The organism is Shimia sediminis (assembly GCF_003990645.1).
Classification (GTDB): Bacteria; Pseudomonadota; Alphaproteobacteria; order Rhodobacterales; family Rhodobacteraceae; genus Shimia; species Shimia sediminis.
Map to the genome: position 1 here is coordinate 36,878 of NZ_RYZK01000001.1, position 17,962 is coordinate 54,839.

Below are 17,962 nucleotides of genomic sequence, written 5' to 3' on the forward strand. Positions count from 1 at the left end.
TTGCAAGCGCGCAATGCAAGTCTCTGAACTGATCGGTTCAGTTTAGCCGCACCCCTCTGGTGTTACAAGCATGCCATTGCCGCCGCGTCCGGCGGGCCTTGGCACTGTAGCAGCAACGCTGTAAGAGGGGGCAAATCAGGGGAGTAGCGGTCTTGAGCGATACCGACAGTTTCATCGAAGAAGTCACCGAAGAGGTCAAACGCGACCGCCTGTTTGCGTTGATGCGCAAATACGGCTGGATTGCCGTGCTTGGCGTGGTGCTGATCGTCGGTGGCGCCACCTTTAACGAGATTCGCAAGGCAGGCGCGCGCAGTGATGCGCAGGATACAGGTGACGCGATCTTTGCCGCGGTGAACAACTCTGGCGACCCGGCGCGCATTGCCGCGTTGCAGGCTGTCGAGCCCGCATCGCCGCAGGCACAGCTTGTGATCGACTCGCTTCTGGCGTCCTCGCAGCTCAACATCGGTGAAAACGAGGCCGCCGCCGATACCTTTGATGGTGTCGCCAACTCCGGCGACAGCGACATGCCCGAGATTTACCGGCAGATCGCCCTGTTCAAATCCGTCACCGCGCGGGGCACCGACATGGACCCGGCCAGCCGCCGCACGGCGCTCGAAGCGCTCGCCGCACCGGGGGCGCCCCTGTCGCTTCTGGCACAGGAACAATTGGCGCTGCTAGAGATCGAACAGGGCAATACCGACGCCGCCATTGCGCTGCTCGAGGCAATTTCCGTCGATTCCGCTGTGACAGCGGGCTTGCTTCGTCGCGCAAGTCAGTTGATTGTAGCACTGGGCGGGACACCGCCGGCGGTCGAAAACATGATCGCCAATCAATAAAAACAGCACCGTGGGGGCCCGGGCAGTGAAAACGCGAAACTGGATCTTTAGTGCAGTCGGCGCAGCAGTCTTGCTCGGTGCCTGCAACACCAAGGAAGTCATCCTGCCGGGCAAACGCGAGAACCTGCGGGGGGGCGACGAGATCGTCGAGATCGAGAACCAGGCCCGCTCGATCAGCCTGCCGGGGCAAAAGCAAAACGCCTCATGGACCCATCGCCCCGGATCCGCCACCTATCGCACCACCCACGCGGCCCTGTCGCCCACACCCAAACTGTTGTGGAGCGCCGAGATCGGCCAGGGCAATGCGCGCAAGCAGCGTCTGACGGCTGATCCGGTTGTTGCCGACGGCAAGATCTTTACCATGGACTCCAAGGGCAACCTCTCGGCCTTTTCCCTCAGCGGGGCACAGGTCTGGACCCGCAACCTCACGCCGCCCCGGGACAAAGAGGATGACGCCGCAGGCGGTGGTCTGGCCTATGCCAACAAGAAGCTTTTCGTGACCACAGGCTTTGGCCGCCTCGAGGCGGTCAATCCCGCAACCGGCGCGACCCTCTGGGAACAGCGCCTTGGCGCGATCGGCAGCGGGTCTCCGACAGTGTATGGCAACCTCGTCTACCTGGTTTCCGGGGATGAAAAGGGCTGGGCCGTCAATGTCGACACAGGCAAGACCGAATGGCAGATCGATTCCGTGCCCTCGGTGGCCAATATCCAAAGCCCCTCGGCGCCTGCCGTGAATGACCGCCTCGTGGTCTTCCCCTTTGGCTCGGGTGAGCTGCAGGCCGCGTTCCGTCGCGGCGGTCTGCGCCTCTGGGACGCGGGCATTGCCGGCGAACGCCAGGGCCGCGCCCTGAACAAGGTGGGCGATATCTCGAGCGATCCGGTGATTTCCGGCAATACCGTCTATGCCGCCAACCACTCTGGACGTCTCGTGGCATTGGACGTCGAAACCGGCGAACGCAAATGGACCGCGGAAGAGGGCGCGCTCAGCCCGGTCTGGCCTGTGGGTGGTTCGGTCTTTCTGGTCAGCGACCTCAACCGGCTGGTCCGCCTTGACGGCAGCACAGGTCAGCCGATCTGGTCCGTCGAGTTGCCGCTCTTTACCGAAAACAAGCCCAAGAAACAAAGCTCGCTCTATTCGCACTACGGCCCCATCCTGGCCGGAGGCCGCCTGATCGTGGCCTCTTCGGACGGGCTGTTGCGCAGCTTTGATCCGGTGGACGGCAAGATGATTTATTCGGTCCAGGTGCCGGATGGCGCCTCGTCCAACCCGGTTGTCGCCAATGGCACGCTCTATGTTCTGGGTGGCAAGGGGCAATTGCACGCTTTCCGTTGACGCGGAAATGATATATCGGCATCGCTTCAGACGTGTCGGAGACATCAGATGAGTTTTACGCTCGCCATCGTGGGCCGCCCCAATGTGGGCAAATCCACGCTCTTTAATCGCCTAGTCGGCAAGAAACTGGCCCTGGTCGATGACCAGCCGGGGGTCACCCGTGACCTGCGCGAAGGCGAAGCCCGCCTTGGCGACCTGCGCTTTACGGTGATCGACACCGCGGGCCTTGAGGATGCCACCGACGACAGCCTGCAGGGGCGTATGCGTCGCCTGACCGAACGCGCCGTCGATATGGCCGATATCTGCCTCTTCATGATCGACGCGCGGGCAGGGGTGACGCCCACTGACATGATCTTTGCCGAGATCCTGCGCAAAAAGTCTGCCCATGTGATCCTCGCAGGCAACAAGGCCGAGGGCTCTGCCGCCGATGCGGGCATGATCGACGCCTACAGCCTCGGGCTGGGCGAACCGATCCGCCTGTCTGCCGAACATGGCGAAGGGCTCAACGATCTCTATGCGCAACTCATGCCGCTGGCGGATGAGTTTGAAAAACGCGCCAAGGATGACGCGCCCGAGGTCGAAGTCGATATTGACGTCGACGACACCGACGAAGAGGGCGCGACCCCCAAGCCAACCGACGCCAAACCGCTGCAAATCGCCGTGGTCGGCCGCCCCAACGCGGGCAAATCGACCCTGATCAACAAGATCATCGGCGAAGACCGCCTGCTGACCGGCCCCGAGGCTGGCATCACCCGCGACGCCATCTCCTTGCGCACCAACTGGTCCGGCACGCCGGTGCGCATCTTTGACACCGCAGGTATGCGCAAAAAGGCCAAGGTGCAGGACAAGGTCGAAAGGCTCTCGGTCTCTGACGGGTTGCGCGCCGTGAAATTCGCCGAAGTGGTGGTGGTCCTGCTCGACGCCGCCATACCGTTTGAACAGCAGGACCTGCGCATTGCCGATCTCGCCGAACGCGAAGGCCGTGCCGTGGTCGTGGCCGTGAACAAGTGGGACATCGAAGACGAAAAACAACAGAAACTCAAAGACTTGAAAGAGTCCTTTGAACGTCTTCTGCCGCAGCTGCGCGGCGCTCCGCTGATCACCGTATCGGCCAAGACGGGCCGCGGTCTCGAGCGGCTGAATGACGCGATCCTGCGCGCCTATGACATCTGGAACCGCCGGGTGACCACCGCGCATCTGAACCGCTGGCTGACCGGCATGCTGGAACAGCACCCGCCCCCCGCGCCCCAGGGCAAACGGATCAAGCTGCGCTATATGACCCAGGCCAAGACCCGGCCTCCGGGGTTCGTGGTGATGTGTTCGCACCCCGACAAGATGCCCGAAAGCTATTCGCGCTATCTGGTCAATGGCCTGCGCGAGGATTTTGACATGCCGGGCACCCCGATCCGCCTGCACATGCGCGGTCAAAGCGACAAGAACCCCTACAAGGGTCGCAAGAAATCCACGCCGTCCCGCCTGCGCAAGCACCTCAAAGGCCCCAGCCGCGACTGACCTTTGCAACCGGTGGTTTTGCCTTTGCAGAAAACACGCTATATTTTGCGCGAGCCACAGGGAACGCGCAGCCAGCAGTGATTCACCTCTGATTTATCGAAGGGCAGCGAAATGGAAATTCGCGAACGTTTAAAACCATTTACCGTAAAAGACGACCGCATCGGGGCGCTCGCCTTTTTTCCCACATTCGTGGTCTACTTTGCCTCGCTTTACCTTGCGATCACCTATGTGGACACCTGGGTCATCCTGATCCCGATGATGCTGGTGAACGGTGCCTCTGCGGTGCGACTTTACGTCCTGCAGCACGATTGCGGCCATGCCTCTCTGTTCAAATCGCGCAAAGCAAACGATCTCGCGGGTGAGGCGCTGTCGATCCTGACCTTCGCGCCCTATGCCGCGATGCGCCACAATCACAACATGCACCATTTGCACCTCAGCAATCTCGAAGCGCGCGAAACCGGCGAGATTCACACCATGACGGTGCGCGAATGGGCCGAGGCCGGGTTCTGGGACCGCTTGGTCTATCGCCTTTATCGCAACCCCTTCATCCTGATCCCGGCGGGCAGTCTCTTCACCTATTTCATCCGCTACCGCTGGCCCAAGAACGCCCGCGACATGCTGGGCAGCGTGATCCTGCACAACATTGCCATCGCGCTCTATATGCTTGGGATTTATGCGCTTTTCGGCTGGACCGGTGTGCTGATCTGGTTCCTGTCGTCTTTCCTCGGCGGAATGCTCGGCGTCTTCATGGTCTACCTGCAGCACAATTTCGAAGACACCTATTGGGACCGCAAACCCGATCTTGATCCGCGCATTGCCGCGCTGCAGGGGTCCTCGGCGCTGGATCTGGGATGGTGGATGGACATCATCTCGGCCAATATCGCCTATCACGACATCCACCACTACAACGCCCGCATCCCGCACTATAACTTACGCAAATGCCACCAGATGATCCGCGCGGAATATGACCTGCCGACGATCAAATGGCCCGAGGCGCTGCGCTCGTTCACGCTGAAACTCTGGGACGAAGATCAGGAACGGCTGGTGCCTTTCCCCAAAGGTCAGCCCATCGCCACCCCGGCAGAATAGGGGGCGCTGCCCCCTCAGCCTGCGGCTTCACCCCCGGAGTATTTCTGGCAATACGAAGTCCCCGGGCTTCATTTCGCCAAAAATACTCAAAGAAAAAGCCGCGCCCGAAGGTGCGGCTTTTCAATGGGTTGGATGCGAAAGCTCAGACCAACACGCCATCCGCGCCCAGCGTGGTCTTGCCGCCCAGATAGGAGGCGAGAACGTCCGGCAGGACGACCGAGCCATCTGCGCGTTGGCCGTTTTCCAGAACCGCGATCAGGCAACGCCCCACCGCCAGGCCCGAGCCGTTCAGCGTGTGCAGGAACTCTGGCTTGCCGCCTCCCGCAGGCTTGAACCGCGCGTTCATGCGCCGCGCCTGAAAATCGCCGGTGGTCGAAACCGAGGAAATCTCGCGATAGGTGTTCTGACCCGGCACCCAGGCCTCGATGTCATAGGTGCGGCGCGCGCCAAACCCCATGTCGCCAGTGCACAGGATCACCGTGCGATAGGGGATGCCCAGTTTCTCCAGAATACCCTCGGCGCAGCCCAGCATGCGTTTCTGTTCGTCATCTGATTTCTCCGGATGCACCACAGACACCATCTCGACCTTTTCAAACTGGTGCTGGCGCAGCATGCCGGTGGTGTCCTTGCCGGCCGAGCCGGCTTCCGAGCGGAAGCACAGGGTATGCGCCGTCATGCGAATGGGCAGGGCGCTTTCCTCCAGCGTGTCACCGGCCACCGTATAGGTCAGCGGAACCTCGGACGTTGGCACCAGCCACCAGCCATTGGTGGTCTGATAGCTGTCATCGCCGAATTTTGGCAACTTATCCGTGCCATACATCGCCTCGTCCCGCACCAGCACCGGGCTGTTCATTTCCGTCAGACCGTTTTCATCCACATGGGTGTCGATCATGAACTGTGCCAGCGCCCGGTGAATGCGCGCCACGGCGCCTTTCAGCATGACAAACCGCGCGCCCGAGATCTTGGCGGCCAGCTCAAAGTCCATCGACTTGGCGACACCGGCAATCTCGAAGTGTTCCTTGGGGTCGAACTCAAAGGCGGGCAGGGTGCCCCATGTCCGGACTTCAACGTTGTCGGCCTCATCGCTACCCTCGGGCACATCCTCGGCAGGCGAATTGGGGATGCGCGCCAGCATGTCTGTCAGTCTGGCGTCCAGCGCCTTGGCCTCGTTTTGCATATCGGCAACTTCGGCCTTTTTCTCGCCCACAAGGGCGCGCAGGCGCTCGAACTCGGCCTCGTCTCCCTTGGCCTTGGCCGCGCCAACCTCTTTGGCGGCTTTCTTCTGCTCGGACTGCGCGGCCTCGGCGGCGGCAATCTTGGCACGGCGCTCAGCATCCAGCGACAGGATATCTGACGACATGGCATCTTCTCCACGACGGGCGAGGGCGGCGTCCAATACGCCGGGATTTTCGCGGATCGCACGGATGTCATGCATGGCTTGGGTTCCTTGGGTCTGGTGATTCACTTACCCGCCAGCTTATGGCGCATTTTTTCGCGGATCGTAAGCGGCACCGTGCGGTCACGCTTCAAATCTGTTGCAAAGGCGTCCAATCCCCCCATTCCCGTCTTGCAACCGGCCCGAATGCCCCATAGGTTCCCTGCGACTTTGCGGGTGCATCCCGCGGCACGAAAAAAGGAAAGACCGACATGGAAGCCATCGGCCAGTTTATGCCCCTCATCCTGATCTTTGCGATCATGTATTTCCTGCTGATCCGTCCGCAGCAGAAAAAAGTGAAAGAGCATGCCGCCATGGTGGATGCGGTGAAACGCGGCGACCGGATCGTGACTCAGGGCGGCATGATCGCCAAGGTCTCGAAGGTCAAAGAAGACAACGAGGTTGAGATCGAGATCGCAGAAGGCGTCAAGGTGCGCATCGTGAAATCGACCATCGCCCAGGTTCTGGCCAAGACCGAACCCGCCGCCAACGGCTAAACGCACATAACAGGGCCAGACGGGACACCGCGCTGGCCCTTGTCGTGTCATAGAACAACCTGGGACCTGTCCGACACGGGCACGTCGCACCAACAGCACAAGGCCGCTCTCGATGCTGCAAATCGACCTTTGGAAACGGATTCTGATCTGGGCCGTGGTGGTGATCGGTCTCTTGATGGCCACGCCAAACGGGTTTTACGAACGGGTCGAGGCGCGCAATGACGCCGTGGCCGCGCTCGACCTGGGATACTCCGGCAACGGGCTGGAAGAGCAGGCCGCGCTGTGGCCGTCGTGGATGCCCTCGTCGCTGGTCAACCTCGGGCTTGATCTGCGCGGTGGCGCGCATCTTCTGGCCGAGGTTCAGGTCGAAGATGTCTACGAGACGCGCATCAAATCCATGTGGCCGGAAATCCGCGACATGCTGCGCGAAGAGCGCGCAACCATCGGCACCATCCGCCTTCAGCCGTCGGACCCGGACAAGCTGGTCGTCAAGATTTCGAAACCCGAACAGATCGACCGCGCGGCGTCGCTGGTGCGCGGCCTTGCACGGCCGGTGATCTCGGTCACCGCCGCCGGTCAGAACGATATCGTGGTCTCCACCAATGGCGACACCTTTACCGTGCAACTCTCCGAGGCCGAGAAACTTGCCACCGACGAACGCACCGTGCAGCAGTCGCTGGAAATCATCCGCCGCCGCATTGACGAGGTCGGCACCCGCGAACCCACCATCCAACGTCAGGGCTCGGATCGTATTCTGATCCAGGTCCCCGGCATCGGGTCTGCAGCTGAGCTGAAAGAGATCATCGGCACCACTGCGCAGCTGACCTTTCACCCGGTTGTGGGCCGTGGCTCCAACCCCGAGGCCAACCCCGGACCGGGCAACTTCCTTGTGCCGGACATGGAGAACTCGACGGATGTGAGCGATTCTTCCAACGTCTATTACACGCTGGAATCCGCCCCCGTTGTCACCGGCGAAGAACTGGTCGACGCGCAGCCCTCGTTTGACCAGAACAACACCCCCGCCGTGTCGTTCCGCTTTAACCCCACCGGCGCGCGCAAATTCGGCCAGTACACAGCCGAAAACATCGGCTCACCCTTTGCCATCGTGCTGGATGACGAGGTCGTCTCGGCCCCGGTCATTCAGGCGCACATCCCCGGCGGCTCGGGCATCATCACCGGGCGCTTCAGCGTCGAGGAAAGCACAAACCTCGCCATCCTGCTGCGCGCGGGCGCCCTGCCTGCGGGGCTCGAGTTCCTCGAAGAGCGCACCATCGGCCCGGAACTGGGGCAGGACAGCATCGACGCAGGCCGCATCGCCTGTATCGTCGCCTTTGCCGCCGTGCTCGTGTTCATGGTGCTCAGTTATGGCCTGTTTGGCATCTTTGCCAATGTCGCGCTAATCATCAACGTCGGCCTGATCTTTGGCCTGCTCAGCATGATCGGCGCCACGCTGACCCTGCCGGGCATTGCGGGTATCGTTCTGACCATCGGCATGGCGGTGGACGCCAACGTGCTGGTGTTTGAACGCATCCGCGAAGAGCTGAAAACCGCCAAAGGGCCTGCCCGCGCTATCGAATTGGGCTATGAAAAAGCCCTCAGCGCCATTCTCGACGCCAACATCACCACCATGATCACCGCCGTGATCCTGCTGGTCATGGGCTCGGGGCCTGTTCAGGGTTTTGCCTGGACGCTGATGATCGGCATCGCCACATCCGTCTTCACCGCGATCTTCGTGACGCGCCTGATGATCGTGACGTGGTTTGAACGCCGCCGTCCCAAGACAATCGAGGTTTGATCCATGCGTCTGAGACTTGTTCCTAAAGACACCAAGTGGGATTTCTTCTCGCGACCGACCCTCTGGCTTGGCATCTCCGGACTGCTGATCGTGCTGGCGCTTGTGTCCTTCTTCCTGCAAGGGCTGAACTTTGGCATCGACTTCCGGGGCGGGACAACCATCCGCACCGAAAGCACGCAAGAGGTGGTGGTCGCCGACTATCGCGCGGCCATCCAACCGCTCGAGCTGGGCGACATTTCGATCACCGAGGTGTTCGACCCGAACTTTGAAGACAACCAGTTCGTCACCATGATCCGCATCCAGGCCCAGGAAGGGCAAGAGGCCGTGACCGGCGACGTGATCCGCCAGATCGAAGCGGCCCTGCAGACCGTGGCCCCGGACATCTCGTTTGTTTCGGTCGAATCCGTTGGCCCCAAGGTCTCGGGCGAGCTGATCCAGACCGCCGTGATCGCGGTGATCCTGGCCATCGCTGCGGTTCTGATCTACATCTGGCTGCGCTTTGAATGGCAGTTTGCACTGGGGGCCGTGGCCGCGCTGGTGCATGACGTGATCCTGACCATCGGGGTCTTCTCGGAACTGCAAATCCGCTTTGACCTCGCGATTATCGCAGCACTTCTCACAATCGTCGGCTATTCGCTGAACGATACCGTGGTTGTCTTTGACCGCGTCCGCGAGAACCTGCGCAAGTACAAGAAACTGGATCTCAAGGCCGTTCTGAACCTGTCGATCAACGAGACCCTCAGCCGTACGGTGATGACCTCGGTCACCACGCTTCTGGCGCTGATCTCGCTGTTTGTACTGGGCGGCGACGTGATCCGGGGCTTTGTCTTTGCGATGATCTGGGGCGTGATTGTCGGCACCTACTCGTCGATCTTTGTCGCCTCAGCCGTGCTCTTGAAGCTCGGCGTGAAACGCGACTGGTCGAAACCCTCGAACACCTCCGGCAACCAGTTCGCCAATATCGATGCCTGATCTCTGGGCCGGGATCCTCGCGACCGAGGGTCTGCCCTGGATCATTGCCGCTGCCTTTGTCGCCAGCATGGTGCGTGGCTTTTCCGGCTTTGGAACGGCGATGATCTACCTGCCGGTCGCCGGTCAGTTCCTGCCGCCGGTCTGGGCGCTGGTGACACTGACCGTGATGGACCTGGTCGGGCCGCTGCCAGTGCTGCCCAAAGTCTGGAAAGACGTGCACAAACGCGATCTTGGTCGTTTGTTCCTGGGCGTCGTGGTGACCCTGCCAATTGGTGTCGCCGTGCTGCTGGCCATTGACCCCCAGATCTTTCGCTATGCCGTGTCCTTTGTGGCGCTGGCGCTCTTGGTGGTGCTGGTGGGTGGGTTCCGCTACAGCGGGACGGTCCGTGGCTCGGCGGTGATCGGCATCGGCGGCGCCTCAGGGTTTCTCGGCGGGGTCGCGGGTCTGCCCGGCCCACCGGTCATCCTGTTCTACATGGCCAGCCCACACGGACCGGCCACCATCCGCGCCAACACCATGGTGTTCCTCTTGGGCTTTGACGTCCTGCTGCTGGGCATCCTGGGCCTCGAAGGCAGCCTGACCCTCACGCCCATCGCCCTCGGCCTCGTGCTGATCGTGCCGACAATGCTTGGCGTGCTGGTCGGCGGCGCTATATTCCGCCCTGAATATGAGAAATCCTACCGCGCGGTGGCCTATGTGATCATCGCGGTCTCGGCCATCTCCGGCCTGCCATTCTGGTCCTGAACGAGGTCTGCCATGAACCTGACCGAAGTGCTCTATACCTCAGCCGTGCCCATCGAAAGCTATGGTCCCGGCTTTTTCCGCATTGCCGGTCAGGTGATCGAAGGCGGCGCGCTGATCCACGCAGGTGGCGCCCGCAGCTGGGGTGGCTACGAGGACACGGAAACCGTGACCGCCATGGCGGGCGAAATCGACTTTATCCTCCTGGGCACCGGCGACACCATGACGCCAGTGCCCGCCGCGTTCCGCGCCACCCTGCAAGAGGCCGGAATAGGCATCGAACCCATGGCCACGCCCTCGGCCTGCCGCACCTACAACGTGCTGGTCTCCGAAGGTCGCCGCGTCGCGGCTGTGCTGGTGCCGGTGACGGCCTAGTCCGGCAACCCGGCCTGTCGCAACCCCTCTGCCAGCCGGTCCCAATCCGCCTGCCGTCGCCACATCGCCCTGAACCCACCGGCAAGCTCGGACAGCCTGTGTCCGGGCACCGCCAGCCCGCGCGTGGCAAACTCACGCCCGCGATGCTCGACAAAGTCGCGCAGGGCCGCCTCGGCATCCTCCTGTCGCCCGGACTGCGCATAGGCCGCCACAAGCACCGCATCGGCAAGCGAATTCAACCGCGCCTCACCGATCAGTTTAGAGACCGCATCGTCATAGCGACCCAGAAAGAAATAGATCTGCCCCATGATCCAGTCCAGCGACGGCGGGTGTAATGGGTCCAGCCGCATGGCCTCGACCACAACGTCACGGGCCTTGTCCGGCTGACCCAGCAGCAGAAAGCCATAGCCGCACCAGGCCATCGACTCCGCCTCGTTTTCAATCAACGACAGGGTCTTCTGAAACTGCGCGTCCGCCTGATCCCACTGGCCGGCACACAGGTACGCATACCCCAACTGGTCCTGAATATAGACGTCCCGATTGTCCAGCGCCGCCCCCTTGCGGGCGATCTCCAGCGCATATGTCGGCGCATCCCTGTCCGCCAGACCCAGCCACAGATCCACCACATAGGTATCCGCCAGATACATGTAGACGCGGGCATAGTCGGGATCGATCTCCAGCGCCTTTTCAAAAAACCCCTTGGCCCGCGCATTGTCGACGGCGTTCAGCCCGTCCCGCAGGGCCTTGCCCTTCAACAACAACTCATAGGCTCGCATCTTGTCCGTGGGTTTGTGCGTGGCATTATCGGCCACATCGCTCTGCACCAGCCCCGGCAGCACGGCGACAATGCTCTGGGTCACTTCATCCTGAACCGCAAAGATATCCTCAAGTTCGCGGTCATAGCGATCCGCCCAAAGGTTCTTGCCCGTATCCACCGCAATCAGCCGCGCCGAGACCCGCACCCGGTTGCCGACCTTTCGCACACTGCCCTCGACCAGATACTGCACCCCCAGCTTGTCCGCGATCTCGGCTTCGGTCAGATCCGCAGTGCGAAACCGGAACGACGAATTGCGCGACACGACAAACAGGGTCCGGAACCGGGACAATCCGGTGATGATATCCTCCGAGATACCATCACTGAAAAACTGTTGCTCGCTGTCGCCGCTGACATTGGAAAACGGCAAGACCGCAATCGAGGGCTTTTCCCGCCCTTTCGCTCTGGGCAGCGCCTTGGAAACCGACTTTGGATGCCATTTGAACAGGGTGACCGGCCCCGAGATGTTTTTCAGCTGCGCCGCCCCTGCGTCCTTGAACTGCGCGTCAATCAGGTTGCCAAGACTTTCGTGCACGATGGACGAGATACAGACCCCGCCGGTGTCCGCCGCCGCCTCAAGCCGCGCGGCAATGTTCACCCCATGGCCATAGACGTCGTCGTCATCAATGATCACATCACCCAGATGCACGCCGATCCGCAGCGCAATCCCTGACGGCAGGTCGGCCAGCGCCCTTTGAATGCCGATGGCACAGCGCACGGCATCCACGACCGAGGCAAACTCGACCAGCGTGCCGTCCCCGATCAGCTTGATTAGGCGCCCGTTGTGCTGCGCCACCTGCGGATCAAAAACCTGTTCCCGGTGTGCCTTCAGCGCACGCAGCGCGCCCACTTCGTCCTCGGCCATCATCGCAGAATAGCCCACGACATCTGCGGCGAGTATGGCGGCCAGTCTGCGTTCCAAGATGTCCCCTCTGATCAGGGTTTCATCATTGCGTGGGCGAGGGCGCTCGACAACATGTTTCTGTGCTGAGCCCCCACCGCGGCGTGACCTTGTCCAGGCTTTGACGGCCTCAGGCCTGCATGATCTCTCCACGGACCGGCCCCGGGCCACCGCGACACCATCGGTGCTGCCAGAGTAAGCGGTCCAGGTAAGTGGGGCTATTCCCCCTCGCCATCACAACCTCCCAATGGGTCCGTCAGGCGCACGATCAACGCACCGCCACACCCTTCAATTGGAAAGGCGTCTTCATCTAAACCGCTCTCATGTAGACCGATGACGATGTTTATGGTCTGACCTGCATCCATTTCGTCTTTGACCCGGACCGGTTGTTTTGGGCAGATAGCACCCCATTCCCAAGTCTCAAGAGGAGGCTCTTCTACCCACGCCAGAGACCTGTGGCTACTGGCACGATCGTACAGAGCGCAGCCTAAGACAGCTGCGGGAACGTGCGTTCAAGATTGGTTCCGGAAAAGGTAATCCCGGCAATCTTTGCATCCACACAGGTGGCTCTGAACCAACTGCCTCCGACGACGGTGGCATTCGTGAAATTGGCGTTGTCGAGGTTTGCCTTGGTGAAATCCACATTGTTTAGAATTGCCCCAGAGAAATCTGCGCCGCCTAGGTTCGCGCCGTAGAAATCCACGTTTTGCAAGGTCATGCCGGAAAAACTAGAACCCGGAATCACTGCCCCTGCTAGACTGCGATCCTCAAGATGCAAACCTCGAAAATCTAAACCAGATTCTTCCAGGAATGTCCCAAGCTCACGGTTCTGTCCCTGCCCATTGCTAAAGGCATCTATGCGCTGCTGTAAATCACGTGTTGTCATGGCCAATATACCACCCTCTCTGAGATTCCTCGACGTTCAATTTCGATTCTCAAGGCCGCGAGATCAGCTTCGCTTAGGTTTTCGGTATCTATGATCACATTATGACCCGACGCCAACTCCCGCTCAACCTTTGCAACGTCTTTTTCAACGTCAAATCCGCCTGTTTTGGCTGGGAAGTCGCTGCGAAAGCCCTTCACATCCCATGCCTGACCATCAGCATCAATGAACTCAGCGCCGCCAGAAGGATCTCTCACAATTGGACCAGGTAGTAGTCCATCTTGCTCCGCACCAAGTCCTATCCTACGCTCTTGCTCACCCTTCTCATTAATAACACCTCCTCTAGCGGGATCGGCTGCCAAGGCTTCAAACTCCTCAGCCGAGCGTTCGGTGGCAACAATATTCGGCCCCGCTTCCTCCTGGACCGGCGTCGAAATGATGTTGCCACCTGGATCATCGGGAACCGGAGTCCCTGTGTGGCTTGGCAGCCCAAGGTCTTCGGCGGGATAGTTCTCAAGCCATTGGTCAATCCGCTCGGGCGTGAAACCCGGCAACTACCCCAACCGGCGCTCGTCGTCCGTCAACTCGGGAAACACCTCGACCCAGCCTTCCGCGAATGACCCTCCCCGAAGCTGCAACTTGCCTTGGGCAAATGCTTCTCCGGCAGCCTCGATAGAGTCCTGCAAGCCGCGCTGTTTGACAGGGTCTCCTCCAACACCTGTTTGCAGAATGCGCACCAGCCGCAACGACCTGCAGCAGTGGTCATTCCCGGCTCACCCCCGTCACTTTCTGCGCGGTGTCCAAACCTCCGGGTTGGGCCGTCAGGCCCGCGTGTTGACCGGATGGTCACAATTGACCGATTGCCGGGGCATTTTAACCCTTTGGTGACACTTAACCATTTTGTACAAAACGGTCAGGGGCCCCGGAAAATGTTGTACAAAATGGATATTCGGCCTGAAAAAAGTTGTACAACATGGTCATTTTCCGCCTTTCACATGCTTCCTGAACAATTGGTTAACGCCTTGATACATCTCAAGGCGGGACCGGGCAGGGGGGCGATACACAGCGATGCACGGCAATTGATGCTTTTGCCGAAGACCCCTTTGCGCTAAGGCATGACGCATGACTTTGACCGTAAAAGACCTCACCATTTCCCGCGGCGGTATTCCCGTGCTGGAAGGGTTGAACTTCTCGCTCGAACCGGGCCACGCCCTGATCTTGCGGGGGCCAAACGGGGTGGGCAAAACCACGCTGCTGCGCACCGTCGCGGGCCTGCAACCGCCGGTCATGGGTGAGGTGCACGCCGCCCCAGAATCCTTTGCCTACGCGGCCCACTCGGATGGTCTGAAAGCCACGCTAAGTGTCTCGGAAAACTTGCATTTCTGGGCTGACGTCTTTGGCACCAAGGGCATTCAACACGCGTTGGATGGCTTTGATCTGAACGCTCTGGCGGACCGGCCTGCGGGTGCTTTGTCGGCTGGCCAGAAACGCCGACTGGGCCTGGCGCGGCTCTTGGTGACGGGGCGTCCGGTCTGGATCCTGGACGAGCCCACGGTGTCGCTCGACGTGGCCTCGGTTGAGCTTTTCGCCAACGCCGTGCGCGCCCATCTGGCCGAGGGCGGCGCGGCCCTTATCGCCACGCACATCGACCTTGGGCTGGATGCCGAGGTTTTGGACGTTGGCCCTTTCCGCGCCAAGCCCAAATCCGGCACCGGCGGCTTTGATGGTCTGGACGAGAGTTTCCTATGATTTCACTTCTCCTCCGCGATCTTCGACTGGCCATGCGCGCCGGGGGCGGCTTTGGCCTCGGGTTGTCTTTTTTTCTTATAGTAACGGTACTTGTGCCATTTGGCGTCGGTCCGGGAAGCGCGCTTTTGGCCAAGATTGCGCCGGGGATTCTGTGGCTGGGCGCGCTGCTGGCCTGCCTGCTTTCGCTCGACAGAATCTTTGCACTGGACTGGGAGGACGGCTCTCTCGATCTGCTTGCCACATCCCCCCTCCCGATGGAGGGCGTGGTCACCGTCAAAGCCCTCGCACACTGGCTCACGACCGGCCTGCCGCTCTGCATTGCCTCGCCGGTCTTTGCCTTGCTGCTCAGCCTGCCACCCGAAGGATATCAATGGCTTATCCTGTCTTTGGTGCTCGGCACACCCGCCCTTTCAGTCATCGGAACCTTTGGTGCCGCGCTGACCGTGGGCCTGAAACGCGGCGGTCTGCTCTTGTCGCTTCTGGTGCTGCCACTCTACGTCCCAACCCTGATCTTCGGAGCCGAAGTCGCCCGCCGCGGCGCTGAAGGCCTCGCCACCACGACCCCGATCCTGATGCTCGCAGGCATTTCCGCAGGCACAATTGCGTTACTTCCCTTCGCATCCGCCTTGGTGCTACGAGTGAACCTGCGATAGGACGACCGGATTAACCCATGTCAAAGACAGGTTGGATGCCATGCTGCAAAAGACCCCGAAAGGCTAGGAAACGAGACGAATAATGAACTTGAATGCACTTTGGGAATACGCGAACCCTGTGAAATTCAGCCGCACCGTGAGCCTGGTTTTGCCATGGGTTTCCGTGCTCGCGCTGGTGTCGCTTGTCGTCGGGCTGGTCTGGGGGTTCTTCTTTACCCCGGATGACTACCGCCAGGGATCGACTGTCAAGATCATCTTCCTGCACGTGCCCTCGGCCATGATGGCGATTTCGGCCTGGTTCATGATGCTGGTGACCTCGTTGATCTGGCTCATTCGCCGCCACCATGTCTCGGCCCTTGCAGCCAAGGCGGCAGCGCCAATTGGCATCGTGATGACCCTTATTGCCTTGGCCACGGGCGCGATCTGGGGTCAGCCGATGTGGGGCACCTGGTGGGCCTGGGATCCGCGCCTGACATCTTTCCTGATCCTTTTTCTGTTCTATCTTGGCTATGTCGCCCTGTGGGAGGCGATCGAGAATCCGGATACGGCGGCGGACCTGACCGCCGTCCTGTGCATCGTGGGCTCAGTCTTTGCCTTTCTCAGCCGCTATGCGGTGAACTTCTGGAACCAGGGCCTGCATCAGGGCGCGTCGCTGTCTCTCGACAAGGAAGAGAACGTCGCTGACGTTTTCTCGACACCGCTATACGTATGCATCGCTGGGTTCGTGTTGTTGTTCGTGGCCCTTGTTTTCTTACGCACCCGCACCGAAATTCATAAGCGCCGCACCAAGGCGTTGCTCGCACGGGAGAGACTGGGATGATACCTGATCTGGGAAAATACGCTGACACGGTTTTGTCGTCTTACGCGGTGTCGATCCTTTTGTTGGTGCTGCTTGTTGCGGTGAGCATTCGCGCCGCGCGCAAGGCGCGGATCGAGTTGGAACAGGTGGAGGGCCGTCGCAATGGCTAAGGTCTCACCCCTGATGATCGCGCCGCCTTTGGTTTTTGCCGGGCTTGCTGCGCTGTTCTTTGTTGGCATGCAACGGGAAAATCCGGATGAATTGCCGACGACACTGGCAGGCAAACCCGCGCCAGAGTTGCCGGTCACGCAATTGGGCTCGCTTGAGGGTTTTGACTCATCGGTTCTGACAAATGGTGAGATCAAGCTGGTGAACTTCTGGGCCAGCTGGTGTGGTCCGTGCCGCGTGGAACACCCAACTCTGATGAAGCTCGAAGCTGAGGGCATGCCGGTTTACGGTGTGAACTACAAAGATGATCCCAACAACGCCTTGGCGTTTCTCGCAGAGTTGGGGGACCCCTATATCGCTGCCGGCGCTGACAGAACCGGACGGATTGGCATCGACTGGGGTGTCTACGGCGTGCCCGAGACGTTCCTTGTCGATGGTGAAGGCAAGATCATCACGCGCATCGCTGGTCCGGTGACAGAGCGTAAATTACAGGAACGCCTGCAGCCCAAAATCGATGAGTTGGCCGCAGGCTCCTGATCTTACAGTGAAAACCTGAGTGACATGCAGGACAGGCCGCCATCTACCAGGGCGGCTTGGGTCGTGGGAAGCTGCACAACTTTGTAGCCTGCCTGATCCAGGGTTTCCGCCGTGCGTGGGTTGCCCGAAGACAGGAACACCGTGTCATTGAAGCGGATCGCATTGGCTGCGGCCTCTTCACCCTCAGCGGTGTGAATCACGCGGTACTGATCGAAACATCCCGAAGCCGCGAGTTTCGGCGTGGCAAGCATTGTCTCGGCATCCAGCAGGCTGCTCTCGGTCTTGAAATGCAGGATGTCCGCAGGTGTCTCGACGATGCGCAGCGCATACCCAAGGTCTGCAACAATCGGCGTCAGGTCTTCGGCACCCTGTCGGGTGGTGCGTGCCGACAGGCCAACCATGACCTCGGTATCCGAACAAAGGATATCGCCGCCATCAACAAATCCAGCGGTTTCAAGATCGATCACACCGTTCATGAGTTTCACGAGGTCGGGGCGCAGGGCTGCAGATTCGCCCAATCGGGTTTCCGTGCCGGGACGCAGCATGATGGCCTGCCCTTTGAGGCAAAGGGCGGCGTCTTCGATGAACACGCTGTCGGGAAACGCCTCGTCCGGTGCCAGTACGGTAACCTCGGCGCCGGTGGCGCGCAGGGCCGCGACATAGGCCTCGTGCTCTTGGCGGAAAACTTCGGCGCTGGGGTCTCCCTGATCCTCGGCGCGAAGTCCGTCTGCGACGGAATTCGATGGCGTGCGGCAAAGCGCGTGCGAAAAGAGATAGCTGTGATTGGCCATGTGCGGTTTCCTGTTTTTTGACGGAGTCAAACTGACGGAACTTGGGCGGAGGAGCAAGTGCCCATCAAGGCGGTGTCGAAA

General features: G+C 60.5%; 20 protein-coding genes. 14 read left to right on the forward strand and 6 right to left on the reverse strand.

Annotated elements, in window-relative coordinates:
* The first annotated feature begins 152 nt into the window (after positions 1-152).
* From EK369_RS00175 to EK369_RS00190, 4 genes are all read left to right on the forward strand, one after another.
* On the forward strand, positions 153-836 hold the full coding sequence (locus EK369_RS00175; protein ID WP_127111674.1) for a hypothetical protein: 684 nt from the start codon (positions 153-155) through the stop codon (positions 834-836).
* Positions 837-861: 25 nt separating this feature from the next.
* The gene (locus tag EK369_RS00180; protein WP_235871307.1) at positions 862-2,169 is read left to right on the forward strand and encodes a PQQ-like beta-propeller repeat protein; all 1,308 of its coding nucleotides are present in this window, start codon (positions 862-864) and stop codon (positions 2,167-2,169) included.
* 48 nt (positions 2,170-2,217) lie between these two features.
* Complete coding sequence (der, locus tag EK369_RS00185) at positions 2,218-3,681, forward strand: ribosome biogenesis GTPase Der (RefSeq protein ID WP_127111675.1); 1,464 nt, start codon at positions 2,218-2,220, stop codon at positions 3,679-3,681.
* A gap of 111 nt (positions 3,682-3,792) precedes the next feature.
* Positions 3,793-4,770, forward strand: coding sequence for a fatty acid desaturase (locus EK369_RS00190; protein WP_127111676.1), 978 nt, complete (start codon positions 3,793-3,795; stop codon positions 4,768-4,770).
* Between the two features lie 142 nt (positions 4,771-4,912).
* On the opposite strand, the gene serS is transcribed toward EK369_RS00190, so the two are convergent.
* A complete protein-coding gene (serS, locus tag EK369_RS00195) occupies positions 4,913-6,205 on the reverse strand; it encodes a serine--tRNA ligase (protein ID WP_127111677.1) in 1,293 nt (430 codons plus the stop codon).
* A 212-nt stretch (positions 6,206-6,417) separates the two neighbouring features.
* Here serS and yajC point away from each other — a divergent pair, with 212 nt between their 5' ends.
* The 5 genes from yajC (at position 6,418) to EK369_RS00220 (ending at position 10,586) form a co-directional block, all read left to right on the forward strand.
* The gene (yajC, locus tag EK369_RS00200; RefSeq protein ID WP_127111678.1) at positions 6,418-6,702 is read left to right on the forward strand and encodes a preprotein translocase subunit YajC; all 285 of its coding nucleotides are present in this window, start codon (positions 6,418-6,420) and stop codon (positions 6,700-6,702) included.
* Positions 6,703-6,814: 112 nt separating this feature from the next.
* Entirely contained in the window at positions 6,815-8,497 is a 1,683-nt protein-coding gene (gene secD / locus EK369_RS00205) for a protein translocase subunit SecD (RefSeq protein ID WP_127111679.1), read from the forward strand.
* A 3-nt stretch (positions 8,498-8,500) separates the two neighbouring features.
* Positions 8,501-9,469 carry a protein translocase subunit SecF gene (gene secF, locus EK369_RS00210; RefSeq protein ID WP_127111680.1) on the forward strand — a complete coding sequence of 323 codons (969 nt, stop codon included), beginning with the start codon at positions 8,501-8,503 and terminating at the stop codon, positions 9,467-9,469.
* A complete protein-coding gene (locus EK369_RS00215) occupies positions 9,462-10,214 on the forward strand; it encodes a sulfite exporter TauE/SafE family protein (RefSeq protein ID WP_127111681.1) in 753 nt (250 codons plus the stop codon). The genes secF and EK369_RS00215 overlap by 8 nt, the downstream gene beginning before the upstream one ends.
* Before the next feature lie 12 nt (positions 10,215-10,226).
* Complete coding sequence (locus EK369_RS00220) at positions 10,227-10,586, forward strand: Mth938-like domain-containing protein (protein ID WP_127111682.1); 360 nt, start codon at positions 10,227-10,229, stop codon at positions 10,584-10,586.
* Here EK369_RS00220 and EK369_RS00225 read toward each other — a convergent pair.
* The 4 genes from EK369_RS00225 to EK369_RS00240 all read right to left on the reverse strand — a co-directional run bounded on the left by EK369_RS00225 (position 10,583) and on the right by EK369_RS00240 (position 13,921).
* The gene (locus tag EK369_RS00225; protein WP_127111683.1) at positions 10,583-12,322 is read right to left on the reverse strand and encodes an adenylate/guanylate cyclase domain-containing protein; all 1,740 of its coding nucleotides are present in this window, start codon (positions 12,320-12,322) and stop codon (positions 10,583-10,585) included. The two genes, EK369_RS00220 and EK369_RS00225, sit on opposite strands and share 4 nt — an antisense overlap.
* 466 nt (positions 12,323-12,788) lie before the next feature.
* The gene (locus EK369_RS00230) at positions 12,789-13,187 is read right to left on the reverse strand and encodes a pentapeptide repeat-containing protein (protein WP_127111684.1); all 399 of its coding nucleotides are present in this window, start codon (positions 13,185-13,187) and stop codon (positions 12,789-12,791) included.
* Positions 13,184-13,738 (reverse strand): hypothetical protein, encoded by a 555-nt coding sequence (locus EK369_RS00235; protein ID WP_127111685.1) that lies wholly within the window; start codon positions 13,736-13,738, stop codon positions 13,184-13,186. The genes EK369_RS00230 and EK369_RS00235 overlap by 4 nt, the downstream gene beginning before the upstream one ends.
* Positions 13,739-13,921 carry a hypothetical protein gene (locus EK369_RS00240; protein WP_127111686.1) on the reverse strand — a complete coding sequence of 61 codons (183 nt, stop codon included), beginning with the start codon at positions 13,919-13,921 and terminating at the stop codon, positions 13,739-13,741.
* A 385-nt stretch (positions 13,922-14,306) separates the two neighbouring features.
* Between EK369_RS00240 and ccmA the strand changes: the two genes are divergently transcribed.
* The 5 genes from ccmA (at position 14,307) to EK369_RS00265 (ending at position 17,090) form a co-directional block, all read left to right on the forward strand.
* Positions 14,307-14,933: a heme ABC exporter ATP-binding protein CcmA gene (ccmA, locus tag EK369_RS00245; protein ID WP_127111687.1), complete on the forward strand. Its 627-nt coding sequence runs from the start codon at positions 14,307-14,309 to the stop codon at positions 14,931-14,933.
* Positions 14,930-15,586, forward strand: coding sequence for a heme exporter protein CcmB (ccmB, locus tag EK369_RS00250; RefSeq protein ID WP_127111688.1), 657 nt, complete (start codon positions 14,930-14,932; stop codon positions 15,584-15,586). Before ccmA ends, ccmB begins: the two co-directional genes overlap by 4 nt.
* Positions 15,587-15,668: 82 nt before the next feature.
* Complete coding sequence (locus tag EK369_RS00255; RefSeq protein ID WP_127111689.1) at positions 15,669-16,406, forward strand: heme ABC transporter permease; 738 nt, start codon at positions 15,669-15,671, stop codon at positions 16,404-16,406.
* Positions 16,403-16,555, forward strand: a complete 153-nt coding sequence (ccmD, locus tag EK369_RS00260) for a heme exporter protein CcmD (RefSeq protein WP_206198000.1) — start codon at positions 16,403-16,405, stop codon at positions 16,553-16,555. Before EK369_RS00255 ends, ccmD begins: the two co-directional genes overlap by 4 nt.
* Positions 16,548-17,090, forward strand: coding sequence for a DsbE family thiol:disulfide interchange protein (locus EK369_RS00265; RefSeq protein WP_127111690.1), 543 nt, complete (start codon positions 16,548-16,550; stop codon positions 17,088-17,090). Before ccmD ends, EK369_RS00265 begins: the two co-directional genes overlap by 8 nt.
* A 2-nt stretch (positions 17,091-17,092) precedes the next feature.
* Here EK369_RS00265 and EK369_RS00270 read toward each other — a convergent pair whose 3' ends face one another.
* Positions 17,093-17,881, reverse strand: a complete 789-nt coding sequence (locus EK369_RS00270; RefSeq protein ID WP_127111691.1) for an arginine deiminase family protein — start codon at positions 17,879-17,881, stop codon at positions 17,093-17,095.
* Positions 17,882-17,962: the final 81 nt, after the last annotated feature.

Coding starts and splice junctions, on each gene's coding strand:
- yajC (WP_127111678.1), top strand. CDS start 6,418: ATGGAAGCCATCGGCCAGTTTATGCCCCTCATCCTGATCTTTGCGATC.
- EK369_RS00270 (WP_127111691.1), bottom strand. CDS start 17,881: ATGGCCAATCACAGCTATCTCTTTTCGCACGCGCTTTGCCGCACGCCA.
- ccmB (WP_127111688.1), top strand. CDS start 14,930: ATGATTTCACTTCTCCTCCGCGATCTTCGACTGGCCATGCGCGCCGGG.
- EK369_RS00230 (WP_127111684.1), bottom strand. CDS start 13,187: ATGACAACACGTGATTTACAGCAGCGCATAGATGCCTTTAGCAATGGG.
- EK369_RS00265 (WP_127111690.1), top strand. CDS start 16,548: ATGGCTAAGGTCTCACCCCTGATGATCGCGCCGCCTTTGGTTTTTGCC.
- EK369_RS00220 (WP_127111682.1), top strand. CDS start 10,227: ATGAACCTGACCGAAGTGCTCTATACCTCAGCCGTGCCCATCGAAAGC.
- EK369_RS00255 (WP_127111689.1), top strand. CDS start 15,669: ATGAACTTGAATGCACTTTGGGAATACGCGAACCCTGTGAAATTCAGC.
- serS (WP_127111677.1), bottom strand. CDS start 6,205: ATGCATGACATCCGTGCGATCCGCGAAAATCCCGGCGTATTGGACGCC.
- EK369_RS00215 (WP_127111681.1), top strand. CDS start 9,462: ATGCCTGATCTCTGGGCCGGGATCCTCGCGACCGAGGGTCTGCCCTGG.
- ccmA (WP_127111687.1), top strand. CDS start 14,307: ATGACTTTGACCGTAAAAGACCTCACCATTTCCCGCGGCGGTATTCCC.
- ccmD (WP_206198000.1), top strand. CDS start 16,403: ATGATACCTGATCTGGGAAAATACGCTGACACGGTTTTGTCGTCTTAC.
- EK369_RS00190 (WP_127111676.1), top strand. CDS start 3,793: ATGGAAATTCGCGAACGTTTAAAACCATTTACCGTAAAAGACGACCGC.
- secF (WP_127111680.1), top strand. CDS start 8,501: ATGCGTCTGAGACTTGTTCCTAAAGACACCAAGTGGGATTTCTTCTCG.
- der (WP_127111675.1), top strand. CDS start 2,218: ATGAGTTTTACGCTCGCCATCGTGGGCCGCCCCAATGTGGGCAAATCC.
- secD (WP_127111679.1), top strand. CDS start 6,815: ATGCTGCAAATCGACCTTTGGAAACGGATTCTGATCTGGGCCGTGGTG.